This window comes from Kitasatospora sp. NPDC001603 (assembly GCF_040298365.1).
Taxonomy (GTDB): Bacteria; Actinomycetota; Actinomycetes; order Streptomycetales; family Streptomycetaceae; genus Kitasatospora.
Genome location: NZ_JBEPAA010000017.1, coordinates 75804 through 92312 on the forward strand (window position 1 = coordinate 75804; position 16509 = coordinate 92312).

Genomic DNA, 16509 nt, shown 5'->3' on the forward strand with positions numbered 1-16509 from the left:
CTTGACGCGTAAGGGCTTTGGACATCGAGAGGATGCCCCCGGAAGCCGCTGCCCGCCACGGCGGACCCCACCGGCCCCGGGCGCCCCGGGGGTGCTCCCGCCCCCGCCGGAGCCCGGGCCCGCGGGAGGGGCGGTTCACGGGGGCGGCGAGGGGAACAGTGGGAGGTACGACCTACCCGGTCTCCCGCCACCCGGGCCGCGCCCGGCGGTTCGTCCGCTGTTCATACGGCGCTCGCCCGGCGGCGGGCACCCGTTGGGTCGGTGGCGGAAGGGTGGTGACACCCTGACAGGACGATCCCGGGACGGACATCGTGACCGAATCGCGCGTACCGCGCTGGCGCCGAAGCCTCGCCTTCCTCCTCGTCGCCGCCGCCGGGCCGGCGGGGCTGCTGAGCGCCTCGCCCGCCCGCGCGGCCTCGACCGACGACATCCGGATCAACGAGGTGGTGACCACCGGGGACGTCGACGACTCCGTCGAGCTCTACAACAAGGGCACCACCGCGGTGGACGTCTCCGGCTGGATCCTCAAGGACGACGACAACGGCTCGAAGTACGCGATCGCCCCCGGCACCACGCTGGCTCCCGGCGGGTTCCGCGCCTTCGACGTCCACGGCGCGTTCGGCCTGGGCTCCTCCGACAAGGCGCGGCTGTACCTGCCGAACGGCAGCACCCTGGTCGACAGCTTCAGCTGGAGCGAGCACTCCGCCCCGTCCTGGTCGCGCTGCCCCGACGGCACCGGCGCCTTCCGCAAGGCGGCGCTCACCCTGGGCGCGGCGAACGCCTGCGGCAGCACCGGCGGCACCTCGCCGGTGGCCTGGCCGGGCAGCGGGACGGTGGCGAACGCCGACGCCTCCAACGTCTTCGGGTCGGACCTCAGCGGTCTCTACCAGGAGGGCGGCGTGCTGTGGGGGGCGCAGAACTCCGGCAAGCTGTGGCGGCTGGTGCCGAACGGGTCCGGCGGGTGGAAGCCGGACACCGCGAACGGCTGGACGGCCGGCAAGAAGCTGCGCTTCCCGGGCGGCTCCGGCACCCCTGACAGCGAGGGCGTCACCCTCACCGGTGCCGGCGCCTCGGGGGGCGTGTTCGTCGCGAGCGAGCGCAACGGCGACGCCTCCGGCACCAGCAGGCTCTCCGTCCTGCGGTACGACGTGAGCGGCACGGGCACCACGCTGACCGCCGCGAAGGAGTGGAACCTGACCTCCGCCCTGCCGTCGGTGGGCTCCAACCTCGGGCTCGAAGGCATCACCTGGATCCCCGACGGCTATCTGACCGGCGCCGGGTTCACCGACGAGTCGACCCACGCGGCCTACGACCCGGCCGGATACGGCGCGCACGGGGGCGGGGTGTTCCTGGTCGGCGTCGAGGGCGGCCAGATCTACGGCTTCGTCCTCCAGGACAGCGGGGCGTTCACCCGGGTGGCCACCCTCGGCAGCGGCATGGCCGGGGTCATGGAGCTGCAGTGGGAGCCGCAGGCTTCCCGGCTCTGGGTGGTGTGCGACGACACCTGCGACGGCCAGCACCGGACGATGCAGATCGGCGCGGGCGGCACCTTCGTCACCACCGCGGTGTTCAACCGGCCGAGCGGCCTGGCCAACCTGAACAACGAGGGCTTCGCCCTGGCCGGCGCCGGGGAGTGCACCGCCGGCGCCAAGCCCGTCTACTGGGCCGACGACAGCAACACCGGCGGCCACGCGCTGCGCCGGGGCAGCATCAGCTGCTGACCGACCGCCGCGCCGTGGTCCGGGCCGCTCCGGCCGGGGCCACGGCGCGGCGGTCAGGCCGGCCGGTCCGCCGCCGGAGCGGCGGGGCCGCGGTCCGTCAGAGCGGCACGCCGTGGTCCGCCAGGGCCGAGCGGCGCTCGAAGACCTCGGGCCGCGCGGTGTCCAGGGCGGTGGCGACGGCGCCGAGCAGCACGGCCTGTTCCCCCAGCCCGCTCGGGGCGAGCTTGGGGCGCAGCGGGGTGAGGCGGTGCAGCTCGCGCTCCAGCGGTTCCAGCAGGAGGTCGGCGCTGCCGCCGACGCCGCCGCCGAGCACCACCAGGTCCGGATCGAGCACGGCCGCGAGCACGGCGATCGCGTAGGCGAGCTGTTCGGCCTCGCGCTCGACCGCGCGGGCGGCGAGCGGGTCGCCGGCCCGGGCCGCGTCGAAGACCTGCTTGGCCGTCAGCGGGCCGCGCATGCCGAGGCCCAGTGCGGTGCGGACCACCGCGTCGGCCCCGGCCTCCTGCTCGATCGTCCGGCCCGGCCCGCCGTCGGCTCCGGGGGGCAGCGGCACCAGACCGACCTCGCCGGCCGCGCCGTGCGCGCCGGAGAGCAGTTCGCCGTCCTTGAGGACGCCGACGCCGAGGCCGGTGCCGATCAGCAGGTAGGCGAACATCCGGCTGCCCCGCCCGGCGCCGAGGGTGAACTCGCCGAGGGCGGCGAGGTTGGCGTCGTTGCCGACGGTGACGGCGGTCTCCAGTCCCGCCGCGATCCGGTCGAACAGACCGCGTCTGCCCCAGCCGGGCAGGCTGGTCGCGTACCGCACGCCGCGCCGCTGCTCGTCCCAGACACCCGGGGTGCCGATCACCGCGTGCACGATGTCGCCGGCCGCCAGCCCCGCCTCGGCGGCGGTCTCCCGGGCGGCCGCGACCACGGCGTCGGCCACCGCGTTGGCCGAGCGGCCCTTGTTGGGCACGTCCCGGCGGGCGACGATCCGCCCGGCGAGGTCGGCCACCGCGACCCGGAGCCAGCCCCGGCCGATGTCCACGCCGAGTACGTGGCCGGCCGTCGGGTCCGGCTCGTAGAGCACCGCCGTCCGGCCGCGCTCGGGGACGAACCGGCCCGCCTCGCGGGCCAGTCCGGCCTGCTCCAGCGCGGCCAGGGCGGCGGAGACGGTGGGCTTGGACAGCCCGGTGTCCCGGGCGAGCTGGGCGCGTGAGGAGGGACCGCCGGTGCGCAGCAGTTCGAGCAGCAGCCATTCGTTGTTGCTCCGCAGTCGCTGCCGGTTCCACGGCTGCGCCGGCGTCGCGCCCGGCGGAACGGTGGTCGGCAGGTGGCGGCTCATCGGTTCCTCCGGTCTGGGGCGTGCTCGGCGCCGTCGTCGACGCCTGTGGCCTGCGCTCAGGCCTCGCCCAGTATGACCGGTCGTCAATCCGTCCATCGGCTGGAACCTCTCGGAGGCACATGCCGCTCCGCACCTCGCTGACCTGGCATGTCCTCAACCAGAGGAGGTGCGGGGGCGGCCCCGGCGGCGGTCAGCCGACCCAGCCACCGGTGAGCTCCTGCACCGCGGAGCCGTCCAGATCGGCGAGCTTGGCGCCGACGAAGGCGCGGGCGGTCTCGGAGGTCTGCATCCGGAACGGCGGCTGCTCGGCGGTCAGCGCCTCCACCACCGACTCGGCGGCCTGCTCCGGGGTCTGCGCCCGGCTGAACGCCGCCCGGGTGCGGGCGGCGTAGGCGTCCAGCGCGGGGGCGTAGGGGCCGGCGGCGGCCAGCAGGGCGGGGATGTCCAGGCCCTGGCTGGCGACGAACTCGCTGGCCACCGCGCCCGGCTCGACGACGGTGACCTTGACGCCGACGGTGGCGGCGACCGGCGCCAGCGCCTCCATGAAGCCCTCGACGGCGAACTTGGCCGCGCAGTAGGCCTCGTTGAAGGGCTGCCCGACCACGCCGCCGACGCTGGTGACGGTGACCACCCGGCCGCCGACGGCCCGCAGGTGCGGCAGCGCGGCGCGGGTGACGTCGACGACACCGAAGAAGTTGACCTCCATCGTGGCCCGGACCGGCTTCAGTCCGTCCTGCTCGACGGTGCCCACGTAGCCGGCCCCGGCGTTGTTGACGACGGCGTCGAGGCGCCCGTGCCGGGCGACCACACCGGCCACGCAGGCCTCGACCGACCGCGGATCGGTGACGTCCAGCCGGGCCACCTCGATCCGGTCGGCGACGCCCGCCGCCTCGGCGGCGGCGAGCAGCGCGCCGGAACGGCCGGTGTCCCGCATCGTGGCGACGACGTGGTGCCCGGCACGGGCGACGGCCACGGCGGCGGCCATGCCGATGCCGGAGGACGTACCGGTGATCAGGGCGATGCGGGCGGTGGTCATGAGGGCGCTCCCGACGGCTCGGATTTGCGTGCGTGCACACACACCATAGATCCGTGTGTGCGCACACGCAAACGGGTAGGGTGTCGGCATGGCGCGTACCGAACTCACCCTGGGCGAGCTCACCGCCCGCGACCACGCCTTCTACGGGCTCGTCTGGGCCGGCACCACCCTCAGTGCCAAGGTCGACCAGGCCCTCGGCAAGGCCCACGACCTGCCCCTCTCCTGGTTCGAGGTGATGCTCTGGCTGCACGGGCAGCAGGAGCCGGTGGCCGCCTCCGACCTCGGCGCCAAGACGCTGCTCAGCCGGAGCCAGGTCTCCCGGGTGGCCGACTCGCTCCAGGCCCGCGGCCTGGTCGAGCGCGTCCCCTCCCCCGTCGACGCCCGCTCGGTGCGGATCACCCTGACCCCCGAGGGCCGCCGGCTCTTCGCCGCCGCCGACTCCACCCGGCGCGCCGTCCTGGCCGAGGCCTTCGACGACCGGCTCGACGACGCGGACATCGCGGCCCTGGAGGTCGTCTGGGCCAAGCTCAAGCAGCCGCCCGCACCCGGGGCCTGACCGCGCCGCACGCGCCGCCGGCGGGCCGGACGACCTGCTCTTAGCCGCACGCGCTCGGCCCGGCCGCCGCCGGGGCGACCGAGGACGACATCGTCGTCCTGGCCGCCCCGGCCGCCCCGCCGCACCGCCGTCGGGCTCACAGCTTGGCGAGCGCCTGGTCCAGGTCAGCCCAGAGGTCCTCGGGATGCTCGATGCCCACGGCGACCCGGACGGTGCCCGGGCCGATGCCGGCCGCCGCCAGTTCCGCGTCGTCGAGCTGGCGGTGCGAGGTGCTGGCCGGGTGCAGGACGAGGGTGTGCACGCCCCCGAGCGAGGGGGCCAGCGAGGCCAGCCGGACCGACTCGGTGAAGGCGCGGGCCGCCTCCCGGCCGCCGGCCAGGTCGAAGGCGAGCACCCCGCCGTGGCCCTCCGGCAGCAGCCGGCGGGCGAGTTCGTGGTCGGGGTGGGCGGGCAGGCCCGGGTAGTGGACGCTGGTGACGGCCGGGTGACCGGCCAGCCGGCCGGCCAGCTCCCGGGCGCTCTCGCAGTGCCGGCGCACCCGCAGGGCCAGGGTCTGCAGGCCGCGCAGCGTCAGCCAGGCGCTGTGCGGGTCGGCCGAGGCGCCCAGTTCGACCGCGTAGTGCCAGACGGTGCGGTGGAGTTCGGGGTCGGCGAAGACGGCGATCCCGGCCAGCACGTCGGAGTGCCCGCCGAGGTACTTGGTGGCCGAGTGGACCACGATGTCGGCGCCGTGCTCGATCGGCCGGCAGAGCAGCGGGGTGGCGAAGGTGTTGTCCACCACGCTGAGCACCCCGGCCTCCCGGGCGACCCCGATCAGCCCGGGCAGGTCGGTGACGCGGGTGGTCGGGTTGGAGATCGTCTCCAGGTGCAGCAGGCGGGTGTGGGGGCGCAGTGCGGCCCGCACCTCCTCCGGGTCGTCGCCCCCGACGTGGGTGACCTCCACGCCCCAGCGCCGGGCGAGGTCGGCGAGCATCGCGAAGGTGCCGCCGTACAGGCTCCGCTGGGCGATCACGTGGTCGCCGGAGCTCAGCAGTGCGAGCAGCACGGTGTTGATCGCGCCCATGCCGGAGGCGGTGGCGATCGCGCCCGCGCCGCCCTCCAGCCCGGCGACCGCCTGCTCCAGCGAGCGGACCGTCGGGTTGCCGTAGCGGTTGTAGAGGAAGGCCTCGTCCGGTCCGGCGAACGCGCGCGTCAGGGCGTCGTTGTCCTCGAACGCGAACAGGTGGCTCTGGTGCAGCGGCACTCCCATCGGGCGGCTGCCGGTCACCTCCGGGACGGGCGGGTGGACGATCCGGCTCTCGGGGCGCAGCGCGCTGTCGAAATCGCTCATACCGCTCATCCTCGGCCGGTCCGCTCCGCCGGGGCCAGGGCCAATCCCGGGCAAGTGGCCTGCCGCGGCCCGGTCCGGGCCCGGGCGGCACCGCCCCGACGGGGCTTCAGAGTCCGCCGACGGGCAGCAGAACCACCCGCGCCGGGTCGAACGGCTCCCAGCGGGCCGGGTGACCGCTCCGGGCCACCCTCAACCGGCACCAGCGCCGTCCGCCCGCGTCCTGCCACCATCCGCTGATCCGCCCGAGGGCCCATCGGTCGTCGTCGAAGTGCACCTCGACCGGCTGGTAGACCCACTCCACCTCGGTGTCCACCGGGCCCGCGCCCCGCTCCGGTGCGCCCCGCTCCGGTCCGTCCGGCCCGGGTTCACCCCGCCCCGGTCCGCCCGGTCCTGTTCCGCGCGGGTCTGTTCCGTCCCGTGCCTCGCGCCTGCCTTCGAGTACGGGCATGCCCCGACCTTCCACCACGGTTGCGCCCTCCCGTTCCGGTGCGGTCGCCGGCTCCCCGACGGGACGGCCGCGCGACCGGGCGTAGTCGCCACCCGAACGACTCTACAGCGCTGTAGAGGATCCGTACCGGAGCCTGCCCGGATCATCCGTGTTCCGCACCGCCCGCCGACCGCACCACCGGCCGCCCGGGCCATCGGTGGGCCGCACCGCCTGCCGACCGGACCACCGGCTGTCCGCGCCACCGGCGGGCCGCACCGGTCAGGACGGCTACAGGGCCCTCGCCAGGTCCTCCGCCTCGCGCAGCTGCGCGACGCCCAGCCGCCGCAGGCCCCGGAGCAGCAGGGCGGCGTCCGCGACGGCGGCGTCCGGCCCGGGCAGCTCCGGCGGCAGCGGCATCCCGAGGAGCGCCGCGAGGTCGCCCACCGGGATGCCCAGCACGAGCGCGAAGTCGGCGACCAGGTCCGGGGTGGGCGCCTCAGCCCCGGAGGAGATCCGCCCGTACGCGTCGGACATCCAGTACCGGCCGGTGAGCAGGTGGAAGATCTTCGTGGTTCCGGTCCACCCGAGGTTCCGGGTGGCGACCATCCGCATCAGCAGGTTCCCGGCGGAGGCCGGGTCCGGCGCCGAGGCGGGCAGCCCCTCGATCCGCCCCGGCCGGTCGGCCGGCGGCCGCGAGGCGACGAAGGAGCGCAGTTCCGCTCGCCGGTCGGCCGACAGCGCCATGCCGAACCGCACCACGCCGACGATCGAGGTGGTGGCCATCCCGCCGGCCGGCGCGAGGTCCGCCGGCAGCGGCAGCGCCGCGATCTCGAACAGGTCGGCGGTGTCCAGGCCGAGGGCGGGCGCGAGTCGGCGCAGCAGCGCCGGATCCGGCGCTGCACCGTCCAGCACCGCTGCCAGCTCGGCGTCGGTGACGCCGGCCCGGCGGGCCGACTCGGCGGGCTCCGGGCCCCGGTGGTCCAGTAGTCGGGCCAGCAGCGCGGCGAAGCCGGGAAGTTCGGTCATCCCGCCAGCATAGGACGGCCCGGACGCCCGGCGGACCGCTGCCCACCAGGCGCGATGGCAGCTGTCCGGCTCCGGACGGGGGCCGTCGCCGAACCGTCGGCCGGGCGGGCCCGGGCTGCCTCGGCCCCGTCCTCGGTCACCCGTTCGGCCGACGTTCCCGGCCGACACGCTGACGGAGCGTCACGTTCGCGGGGTGGCGGGCCCGCTCCGGGCCTAGCGTCGGCGGAGTGCGCGGTCATCCCTCACCGGGCCGCCCGACCCGCACGACCGACCCGCACGACCGACCGGCCCCGGGGACAGCCGAAGCCCCGACCGCGCCCCGACCCCGCCCTGTCCCCACCTCCTCCCCGTCCCGCATCCCGTGCGAAGGAGCCCCCTTGCCCACCATCACCACCAGCGACGGCACCCGGATCCACTACAAGGACTGGGGCAGCGGCCGCCCCGTCGTCTTCAGCCACGGCTGGCCGCTGAACGCCGACGTGTGGGACGAACAGCTGCGGCTGGTCGCCGGGAACGGCTTCCGTGCGATCGCCCACGACCGGCGCGGCCACGGCCGGTCCGACCAGCCCTGGCACGGCAACGACATGGACACCTACGCCGACGACCTCGCCCAGCTGATCGAGCAGTTGGACCTGCGTGACGCCGTCCTGGTGGGCCATTCGACCGGCGGCGGCGAGGTGGCGCGCTACCTCGGCCGGCACGGGTCGGCCCGGGCCGCCAAGGCCGTCCTGCTCGGCGCCGTCCCGCCGCTGATGCTGCAGGGCCCCGGCAATCCCGAGGGCACGCCCCTCGCCGCCTTCGACGACATCCGGGCCGGGGTCGACGGCAACCGCTCGCAGTTCTACTGGGAGCTCAGCGAGTCCTTCTACGGGTTCGACCGCCCCGACGCGGACCTCGTCGGCGCCGCGGGCATCCGCCGGGCGTTCTGGCTCTGGGGCATGCAGGTCGGCGCGCGCGGCGCGTACGAGTGCGTCCGGCAGTTCTCCGAGACCGACTTCACCGAGGACCTGCGGCGCATCGACATCCCCACGCTGATCGCGCACGGTGACGACGACCAGATCGTCCCGATCGCGGCCGCCGCGCTGAAGGCGGCGGAGCTCGTCCCGAACAACGTCCTCAAGGTCTACCCGGGCGGCTCGCACGGTCTGCACGGGGCGTACCGGACCGCCTTCGAGGCCGACCTCCTGGAGTTCCTCAAGTCCTGAGCGCCCCCGCGCCGCAGCCCTCCCCCCGGACCCCGGGGGACGGCCGCGGCGCCTCCGGACACCGCCGCTCGTGCCGCTCCCCGCGCTCTCCTCGACACTCGTCCCCGGCCCCCTCCGCACCGCCTCGCGGGGCCCCGACCGGAACCCCGCCGACAGCTAACGCACGGGGGTTCCCGGCTTCGCCCGGACGTGGATGCGTTCGCCCTGGGCGCCGAACAGGCTGAGGAACTCGACCGCGTTCGGCCCGGCGTTGCCGAACGCGTGCGGGGTCCTGGTGTCGAACTCGGCGGCCTCCCCGGCGGTGAGGACGAGGTCCTGCGAGCCGAGCAGCAGGCGCAGCCGCCCGGCGAGCACGTAGACCCACTCGTGGCCCTCGTGCACCCGCGTTTCGAGCTCGGGGCCGGCACCGTGGCCCGGCGGCATGATGTGCTTGTAGGCGTGCAGCCCGCCGAGGTGGCGGGTGAGCGGGATGAAGGTCTGGCCGTAGCGCTTGAACGGGCGGGCGTGGATCCGCGGGTCGCCGGTGGCCGGGGCGCCGACCAGTTCGTCCAGCGGCACCCGGTACTCCCGGGCGAGCGGCAGCAGCAGTTCCAGGGTCGGCTTGCGCTGACCGGACTCCAGGCGGGACAGCGTGCTGAGGGAGATCCCGGTGGCCGCGCTCAGCCCGGCCAGGGTGCTGCCGCGCTCGCGCCGCAGGGCCCGCAGGCGGGGGCCCACCGTGGTCAGGACCGCGGCGAGGTCGTCACCGGCGGCGCCGCCGGGGTCCGCGGTGGGGTCTGCGGTGGGGTGGACGCTGTCGTGGGGGTGGTCGGCCATGGCTCCTATCTGCCGCTCCGGCAAGGGGATTTGTCAAACGGGCATCGGCCGACCGGGTTCCGTCGCCCGCCCCGCCGCCCCGCTCAGTGCCCGCCGCCGAGCATGATCCGGGCTATCAGCTCGCGGCGGCTGGCCACTCCCGCCTTGGCGAACACCGACTTGAGGTGGTCCTGCACGGTGTACGGCTTCATCGTCAACAGCCGTGAGACGTCCCGGGTGTCGCAGCCGCGCACCAGCAGCAGGGCCACCTCCTGCTCGCGCGCGGTCAGCCCGTACGCGGAGAGGTAGAGCGGCATCGCGTCGGCCGGGGTGGCCGCGGTCGCCACCACCGTCACCTCGTCGGCCGCCGAGCCCTGCAGCGACGAGCCGTGCAGCACGTACCAGCGGCCGTCGCGGGACTGGATACGGATCTTCGCCTGGGGCACCGGCAGCCCGCTCGCCGTCCGCCTGGCCTGCTCGGCGGCCATCGCGAAGGCGGTCGGCAGCCCCAGCGAGGTGCGGGACGGATCGGCCAGCCGGGCGAGCAGTTCCTCGGCCGGGCCGGAGAGGGCGACCAGCCGGTTCGACGGGCCCAGCACCACGACGGCCGGTCCAGCGTCGGCGTCCGCCCCACCGCCCGGCGGCAGGTGGCAGGCCCGCAGCGCGTGGCCCAGGTGCCGGGCGGCGGTGTCGGCGAGCTCGCGGTGGCGGCCGAGGAAGTGCCCCCGGTCGGCGGCCCGCATGAACGCGGCGCAGCCCCACATCCCGCCGTGCGCGTCGAAGGTCGCGCGCAGCTCGTCGCCGAACCCGGCCGGGGCGATCTGCTCGCGGAAGCGGGCGGCACGCTCGGGGCGGCCCTGGGTCGCCCGGCTGAGCGTCTCGGCCCGGACGCCGCTGCGGCGGATCCTGGGGAAGGTGGCCGGGTCGTCGGCCCACACCTCCAGCCGGACGGCGTTCTCGAAGGAGTCCAGGCTGAGGTCGTCACTCAGGACGGAGTTGACCAGACCGGTCGCCGGGTCGGCGGTGTGCCAGCAGACGGCGTCGTACTCCAGGACGTCGCGCAGCAGTTCGTCGGCCCGCCGGAACACCTGCTCGGCCGTCAGCCCCGCACCGGCCAACTCCCTTACGCCCTCGATCGCCTGCTGCGCCGCGGCCGCGCGTGACCCACGTGATCCCATGGCCCGGAAGCTAGCACGCACACCAAGCACCGGGCGCGCGCCGATCGGCGGGGTGCCGGATCCCCCGCAGGGATGGCACCGGCCCGGTCCCCTACACCGGAGGTCCCGGCCCGTACGCCGGGAGTGCCGGCCCCGTACGGCCGGAGTGCCGGCCCCGTACGCCGGGAGTCCCGGCCCCGTACGCCGGAACGGCCGACCCCGTACGCCCGGCGTCCCGACCCCGTACGCCCGGCGTCCCGACCCCGTACGCCCGGGGTCGGGTCCCCGTACGCCCGGGGGTTCCTGTCCCGCTCCCCCGCTACAGCCAGTCGCGCCGCTTGAAGATGAAGTAGAGGCTCACGCAGACCAGCGCCATCAGGCCGATCGCGAACGGATAGCCGAAGGCCCACTTGAGCTCGGGCATCTTCTCGAAGTTCATGCCGTAGACGGTCCCGATCAGGGTCGGCGCGAACAGGATGGCGGCCCAGGAGGAGATCTTCTTGATCTCGTCGTTCTGCATGTGCCCGGCCTCGGCCAGCTGCTTCATCTCCTCGTTCTGCCGCTGCGACACCAGGGTCGCGTTGACGGTGAGGATGTTCTGCAGCATCTGCCGGAAGCCGTCCACCCGCTCGGCGGCGTAGGTGGCGTGGTCGGCGACGTCCCGCAGGTACCGCTGGAGCTCGTCGTCGGTGCCGTACTTGCCGAAGCCCGCCTCCAGGCTCTTCATGATCTCCAGCAGCGGCCGGGTGGCCCGCTGGAGCTCGATCACCTCGCGGGAGAGTTCGTAGATGCGCCGGGAGACCTGCGGGTCGCCGCCGAACACCTCGGTCTCGATCTCGTCGATGTCGTGCTGGAGACCGGCGATCACCGGCGCGTAGCCGTCGACCACCGCGTCCAGCACCGCGTACAGCACGGCCTCGGGGCCGAGGGCGAGCAGCTCCGGGTCGTCCTCCAGCCGGCGGCGCACCGCGGAGAGGTCGGGCGCCTGCGAGTGGCGCACGGTGAGGACGAAGTCGGGGCCGACGAAGAGGTGGACCTCGCCGAAGTCGACCTCCTCCACGTCGTCCAGGTAGCGGGCGGCGCGCAGCACGACGAACAGCGTGTCGCCGTAGCGCTCCAGCTTCGGCCGCTGGTGGGCGACGATGGCGTCCTCGACCGCGAGCTCGTGCAGGTTGAACCGCTCGGCGGCCTCCAGCAGCTGTGCCTCGGCGGGCCGGAACAGCCCGATCCAGGCCATCGTGCCGGGCTTGGCGGGCAGTTGGCGGTAGATGTCGGCGAGGCTGGCGGGCGGCTCGACCCGGCGGCCGTCGCGGTACACGGCGGCCTCCACGACGGAGCGTTCCAGCGCCACGGGCTCGACCGGCTGGTCGGGCCGGGGGTCCATCGAGTGCTCGGGCGCCGGCTGGACCTCGCCGCCGGGGGCGGTGTTGTCGGAGCGGGAGAACGGACGCTTGCTCGCGCGCACGGCGCGCACACGCCAGTCGGACATGGCGGGGTACCTCCATGGTTCGGTGTCCGCCGCGCTCCCTGGACGTCGGTCGCGGGAAGCCGGGGCGGGTGGGGAGGCGCCCGGCCGGCCTCCACCGCGCACGGCGCCCGGCCGCGCGGTGGCCCGTTGTCAGCGACGGGCGGTGCGGCGGCGGGGAGCGGTACGGGAGGAGGGGTGCCGGGGGCCAGGAGAAGAGGGGGCGGTGCCGGGGCAGGGCCGACTTCGGCCCGGACTACTGGGATCCACAGCTCTCACCTCCTCGCCGTCGGGGCGCCCGTACCCCGGGTCGCCGTTACCGGGCCATCAGGGAGCGAGCCACGCCGTACGGCCGAGGGCACGGCTGCCCTGCGGGAACGGGTGGGCACCCCTGATCTCGTCAGAGCTTTGGCACGCCACGGCGTAGCACCCGGGGGTGCAGCCACTTGGGGTCACCCCTTAGGCCGGGGAGACCTGTCCTGAACCTGGGCGTCTCTCGACGTCGTGGGGTCAGTGGCCTGTGTCCGTGGCGACGCCTCACCGAACGAGGTGCCTGCACAACTGTCCCGATTCTAGTACCCTCGCGCCCGCGCCTCCGACCAGGGCCCCGACCGGAGTGGCGCCCCGGCCCCGGCTAGAGGTGCGCGGCCACGTACGGGACGGCGGTCGACTCCAGGCCGCCGACGGTGCCGAACTGCGGGTGGACGTTCACCTCGAAGACCACGCCGCCGCTCTCGGCCGCGAGGTCGACGCCGGCCAGCGGGAGGCCGAGCGACTTGGTCGCGGAGATCGCCAACTCGGCCAGACCGGCCGGCAGTTCACTATCCGGCAGGACGGTCGAGAGGGCCCCCCGGCTCTCGTTGCAGGGCGCGTCCGGGTCCGGCTGGACGTGCTCGACGGCGCGCACCACGCGTCCGTCGAGGACCACCACCCGGTACTGGTGGCGCCGGCCGTCCGCGGTGAAGTTCCGGGCGTCGCGGGCGATCAGCCAGTCGGCCCCCGCCTCGGCGTAGTAGCGGGCGGCGGCGGCGAGTTGGGCAGCGGTGGTGAGGTGGAAGACGTCGTTGCCGCCCATCCCGACGGTCGGCCGGGCCCAGACGTCGCCGCCGAGCCGGTCGAAGGCCTCGGCGACGGCCCCCGGGGCGGGCCGGGAGAACGCGACGGTGGGCATGTGCGCGATGCCGTCCCGGGTGAACCGTTCGACGGTGCGGTCCTTCTCGGTGGCCACCCGCCAGGCGTCGACGTCGGTGCCGAGCGAGCGGGCGCCGTGGGCGCCGAGCAGGCGCTGGCACTGCTCGAAGTCGCGGCGCCGGTGCGGCGGGATCTCGTAGACGATCACCGCCCCGGCCGTCACGGCGACGCCCTCGCCGGGCACCTCCAGCCGGAGGCCGCCGCCCGCGCCGGAAGCACCGGAACCGGAGCCGGAACCGGAGATCCGGCCGGTGCCGCCGGTCATGAAGTGCCGGGCGTCGACGAGGACGGGTGCTCGACCGGTGAGTTCCCGCACGGCGGTCGACAGGATCTCCCGGCTGCCCTCGGTCGAGCTGTGATCGGTCATCAGAACGAGCTCGCTTCGGACCATGCCGCCATGGAACAGCCGCCCGGCCTACGGCGACAAGGGTGCCTCTTGCGCCGCTCCGGCCCCGGATGGCCGAAACCGCCCCTGCCGGACCGTCGGGCCGGCGGGGCGGCGGGGCGGCAGGGCGGCAGGGCCGGCAGGGGCGGTCGCCGGTCGCGCCGGCTCGACGGCGGGCTCCGGAAAGCCCGCAGCCCGCCCCGGTCGCGTCCGGGGCGGGCTGTCTCACGGGTGCGGGCGGCGGGCGCGCGTCCCGCCCGCCGCTACGGCCGCGCGGGGGCCGGGCGGACCAGCTCCTTGAGGACGTCCTCCATGGTGACCAGGCCGGAGGCGGTGCCGTCGGCGGCGATCGCGGCGGCCAGGTGGGTGCCGGAGCGGCGCATGGCGGTCAGCACGTCGTCCAGCGGGGTGGACTCGGGGACGCGCGCGATCGGACGCAGCGCGCGGGCCGGGAACGGCCGGTCGCGGGCGCCGTCCTGCTCCAGGGCGTCCTTGATGTGCAGGTAGCCGAGCACCGTCCGGTCCGCGTCCAGCACCGGGAAGCGGGAGAACCCCGTCCGGGCGGCGAGCTGCTCCAGCTCGACCGGCGTGGTGCCGGGCCCGGCGAAGACGATCTCCTCGCGCGGGGTGACCACCTCGGAGACCGGGCGCGAGCCCAGCTCCAGGGCGTCCCGCAGCAGCTCGGTGTCGCGGTCGCTGAGCAGCTCGGCGTCGGAGGAGTCCTTGACCATGCGGGCCAGCTCCTCCTCGGTGAACACCGAGGCGACCTCGTCCTTGGGCTCGACCTTCAGCAGGCGCAGGATCCGGTTGGCGAAGGCGTTGATGGAGAAGGCGATCGGCCGTACCGCGCGGGTCACCGCGACCAGCGGCGGCACCAGCAGGTAGGCGGCCTTCTCCGGCGCGGCCAGGGCGATGTTCTTGGGGATCATCTCGCCGAGCAGCATGTGGAGGTAGGTCGCCACGGTCAGCGCGACGACGAAGGCGATCGAGTGGATCAGGGCGTCCGGCACGCCGACGCTGTGCAGCGGGGGCTCCAGCAGGTGGGCGATCGCGGGTTCCGCGACCGCGCCGAGCACCAGCGAGGAGACGGTGATGCCGAGCTGGGCGGTGGCCAGCATCGCGGAGACGTGCTCCAGACCCCAGATCACCGTGCGGGCGCGCCGGTCGCCGGCTTCCGCGCGCGGTTCGATCTGGCTGCGCCGCACCGAGATGAGGGCGAACTCGCCGCCGACGAAGAAGGCGTTGGTCACCAGCGTGAGCAGCCCGATGACGAGCTGGATCGCGGTCATCGGTTCTCCTCCGGGCGGCGTCCGGTGCCGTCGGCGGCGCCGGTGTCCGGGTCGGCGTCGGGTGCCGGGCCGCTGATCCGGACGCGTTCGGCGACGTGGTGCGCGACGGCCGTGACGTGCAGGGTCCAGCCGTGGGTCTCGACGACGTCGCCGGGCACAGGGATCCGGCCGAGGCGGTCGGCGATCAGTCCGGCGAGGGTCTCGTACGGCCCCTCGGTGTCGGGCAGTCCGACGGTGTCGAGCTGGTCGGTGCGGGTGATGCCGTCGGCGTCCCAGCGGTGGCGGCCGTCCTGGCCCTCGCCGAGGTCGATGAGGTCGGGCAGTTCGGCCGGGTCGTGCTCGTCGACGACCTCGCCGACGACCTCCTCGACGATGTCCTCCAGGGTGGCGATGCCGGCGGTGCCGCCGTACTCGTCGATCACCACCGCCATGGTCTCCTCGCCGCGGAGCAGGTCCAGCAGGCGGTCGACGGTGAGCGTCTCGGGCACCAGCAGCGGCTCGGTCACCAGGTTCGCCACCGGGTGCAGGTGGCGCCGGTCGGCGGGGACGGCGAGCGCGTCCTTGATGTGGACGGCGCCGACGACCTGGTCGAGGTTGCCGCGGTAGACCGGGAACCGGGACAGCCCGGTGGCCCGGGTGAGGTTGGCGACGTCGGCCGCCGTGGCGTGCTCCTCCAGGGCCCGGACGTCGACCCGGGGGGTCATCACGTTCTCCGCCGTCAGCTCGCGCAGGTTGAGCGAGCGGACGAAGAGTTCGGCGGTGTCGGGCTCTATCGCGCCGGCCCGGGCGGAGTGCCGGGCGAGGGCGACCAGCTCCTGCGGCGTCCGGGCGGAGGCGAGGTGCTCGGCGGGCTCCAGGCCCAGGCGCCGCACCACCCGGTTCGCGGTGTCGTTGAGGTGCCCGATCAGCGGCGAGAAGGCGGCCGAGAAGTAGTACTGCGGCCCGGCCACCACCTTCGCGACGGCGAGCGGGCGCGAGATGGCCCAGTTCTTGGGCACGAGCTCGCCGGCGACCATCAGCACGACGGTGGAGAGCAGGACCCCGAGCAGGATCCCGACGGTGTTGACCGCGCCGCTCGGCAGGCCCAGGGCCTCCAGCGGTGCGCGCAGCAGCCCCGCCACGGCCGGCTGGGCGACCATGCCGATCACCAGGCTGGTGATGGTGATGCCCAGCTGGGCTCCGGAGAGCTGGAAGGTGAGGCGCCGGGCCGCCTTCAGCGCGACGGGGGCGCCGCGCTCGCCGGCGTCGGCGGCGCGTTCGAGGGCGCCCCGCTCGACGGTGGTCAGGGAGAACTCCGCGGCGACGAAGACCGCGCAGGCGGCGGTGAGCACCAGGGCGAGGAGCAGCAGCAGGACGTCGGTCACCGTGCCACCCCCGCCCCGTTGGTCGAACACGTCGTGACGGGAACAGCACGGTGAGAACTGGGAGGTTCGTCCATCGCGGGGTCCGCGACTCCTTCACTGCGACGAGGGTGGCCGGTCGGCGGGCGGCCCGGTCCGGGGGGAACGGGTCACCAGCTCTACAGGAGTGTAAAGGGTTGGCAAATCAGAGTGCCGTAAGGGCCGCCACCTGTGTGGTCGCCGCCGCTTCGGGCCAACCCTG

General features: G+C 74.8%; 14 protein-coding genes and 1 riboswitch. Of the genes, 3 read left to right on the forward strand and 11 right to left on the reverse strand.

Annotation, left to right across the window (positions count from 1 at the left end):
* Positions 1 to 308: 308 nt before the first annotated feature.
* Complete coding sequence (locus ABT263_RS13970; RefSeq protein WP_502885802.1) at positions 309 to 1721, forward strand: lamin tail domain-containing protein; 1413 nt, start codon at positions 309 to 311, stop codon at positions 1719 to 1721.
* Positions 1722 to 1818: 97 nt separating this feature from the next.
* On the opposite strand, the gene ABT263_RS13975 is transcribed toward ABT263_RS13970, so the two are convergent.
* Positions 1819 to 3045: an ROK family transcriptional regulator gene (locus ABT263_RS13975; RefSeq protein WP_352290732.1), complete on the reverse strand. Its 1227-nt coding sequence runs from the start codon at positions 3043 to 3045 to the stop codon at positions 1819 to 1821.
* A gap of 190 nt (positions 3046 to 3235) precedes the next feature.
* Positions 3236 to 4081, reverse strand: coding sequence for an SDR family NAD(P)-dependent oxidoreductase (locus ABT263_RS13980; RefSeq protein ID WP_352290733.1), 846 nt, complete (start codon positions 4079 to 4081; stop codon positions 3236 to 3238).
* Positions 4082 to 4169: 88 nt separating this feature from the next.
* Between ABT263_RS13980 and ABT263_RS13985 the strand changes: the two genes are divergently transcribed.
* Positions 4170 to 4637, forward strand: a complete 468-nt coding sequence (locus tag ABT263_RS13985; RefSeq protein WP_352290734.1) for a MarR family winged helix-turn-helix transcriptional regulator — start codon at positions 4170 to 4172, stop codon at positions 4635 to 4637.
* 136 nt (positions 4638 to 4773) lie between these two features.
* On the opposite strand, the gene ABT263_RS13990 is transcribed toward ABT263_RS13985, so the two are convergent.
* From ABT263_RS13990 to ABT263_RS14000, 3 genes are all read right to left on the reverse strand, one after another.
* Positions 4774 to 5967 (reverse strand): trans-sulfuration enzyme family protein, encoded by a 1194-nt coding sequence (locus tag ABT263_RS13990; protein WP_352290735.1) that lies wholly within the window; start codon positions 5965 to 5967, stop codon positions 4774 to 4776.
* 106 nt (positions 5968 to 6073) lie between these two features.
* Positions 6074 to 6280: a hypothetical protein gene (locus ABT263_RS13995; RefSeq protein ID WP_329491405.1), complete on the reverse strand. Its 207-nt coding sequence runs from the start codon at positions 6278 to 6280 to the stop codon at positions 6074 to 6076.
* Between the two features lie 402 nt (positions 6281 to 6682).
* Entirely contained in the window at positions 6683 to 7420 is a 738-nt protein-coding gene (locus ABT263_RS14000; protein WP_352290736.1) for a hypothetical protein, read from the reverse strand.
* 377 nt (positions 7421 to 7797) lie between these two features.
* Here ABT263_RS14000 and ABT263_RS14005 point away from each other — a divergent pair, with 377 nt between their 5' ends.
* Entirely contained in the window at positions 7798 to 8625 is an 828-nt protein-coding gene (locus ABT263_RS14005) for an alpha/beta fold hydrolase (protein WP_352290737.1), read from the forward strand.
* Between the two features lie 156 nt (positions 8626 to 8781).
* Here ABT263_RS14005 and ABT263_RS14010 read toward each other — a convergent pair whose 3' ends face one another.
* From ABT263_RS14010 to ABT263_RS14035, 6 genes are all read right to left on the reverse strand, one after another.
* Positions 8782 to 9441: a helix-turn-helix domain-containing protein gene (locus ABT263_RS14010; RefSeq protein WP_352290738.1), complete on the reverse strand. Its 660-nt coding sequence runs from the start codon at positions 9439 to 9441 to the stop codon at positions 8782 to 8784.
* A gap of 83 nt (positions 9442 to 9524) precedes the next feature.
* The gene (locus ABT263_RS14015) at positions 9525 to 10598 is read right to left on the reverse strand and encodes a helix-turn-helix transcriptional regulator (protein ID WP_352290739.1); all 1074 of its coding nucleotides are present in this window, start codon (positions 10596 to 10598) and stop codon (positions 9525 to 9527) included.
* A gap of 298 nt (positions 10599 to 10896) precedes the next feature.
* Positions 10897 to 12066, reverse strand: coding sequence for a magnesium and cobalt transport protein CorA (locus tag ABT263_RS14020; RefSeq protein WP_329491400.1), 1170 nt, complete (start codon positions 12064 to 12066; stop codon positions 10897 to 10899).
* Between the two features lie 358 nt (positions 12067 to 12424).
* Positions 12425 to 12598, reverse strand: a riboswitch (M-box (ykoK) riboswitch).
* Positions 12599 to 12676: 78 nt separating this feature from the next.
* Entirely contained in the window at positions 12677 to 13600 is a 924-nt protein-coding gene (locus ABT263_RS14025; RefSeq protein WP_352290740.1) for an ATP-grasp domain-containing protein, read from the reverse strand.
* 281 nt (positions 13601 to 13881) lie between these two features.
* Positions 13882 to 14907, reverse strand: a complete 1026-nt coding sequence (locus tag ABT263_RS14030; protein WP_352290741.1) for a hemolysin family protein — start codon at positions 14905 to 14907, stop codon at positions 13882 to 13884.
* Complete coding sequence (locus ABT263_RS14035; protein WP_352290768.1) at positions 14904 to 16271, reverse strand: hemolysin family protein; 1368 nt, start codon at positions 16269 to 16271, stop codon at positions 14904 to 14906. Before ABT263_RS14035 ends, ABT263_RS14030 begins: the two co-directional genes overlap by 4 nt.
* Positions 16272 to 16509 lie beyond the last annotated feature (238 nt).

Excerpts from the sequence above, each read along its gene's own strand:
- ABT263_RS13975 (WP_352290732.1), bottom strand. The coding sequence starts at position 3,045 with ATGAGCCGCCACCTGCCGACCACCGTTCCGCCGGGCGCGACGCCGGCG.
- ABT263_RS13980 (WP_352290733.1), bottom strand. The coding sequence starts at position 4,081 with ATGACCACCGCCCGCATCGCCCTGATCACCGGTACGTCCTCCGGCATC.
- ABT263_RS13985 (WP_352290734.1), top strand. The coding sequence starts at position 4,170 with ATGGCGCGTACCGAACTCACCCTGGGCGAGCTCACCGCCCGCGACCAC.
- ABT263_RS13990 (WP_352290735.1), bottom strand. The coding sequence starts at position 5,967 with ATGAGCGATTTCGACAGCGCGCTGCGCCCCGAGAGCCGGATCGTCCAC.
- ABT263_RS14000 (WP_352290736.1), bottom strand. The coding sequence starts at position 7,420 with ATGACCGAACTTCCCGGCTTCGCCGCGCTGCTGGCCCGACTACTGGAC.
- ABT263_RS14010 (WP_352290738.1), bottom strand. The coding sequence starts at position 9,441 with ATGGCCGACCACCCCCACGACAGCGTCCACCCCACCGCAGACCCCACC.
- ABT263_RS14015 (WP_352290739.1), bottom strand. The coding sequence starts at position 10,598 with ATGGGATCACGTGGGTCACGCGCGGCCGCGGCGCAGCAGGCGATCGAG.
- ABT263_RS14020 (WP_329491400.1), bottom strand. The coding sequence starts at position 12,066 with ATGTCCGACTGGCGTGTGCGCGCCGTGCGCGCGAGCAAGCGTCCGTTC.
- ABT263_RS14025 (WP_352290740.1), bottom strand. The coding sequence starts at position 13,600 with ATGACCGATCACAGCTCGACCGAGGGCAGCCGGGAGATCCTGTCGACC.
- ABT263_RS14030 (WP_352290741.1), bottom strand. The coding sequence starts at position 14,907 with ATGACCGCGATCCAGCTCGTCATCGGGCTGCTCACGCTGGTGACCAAC.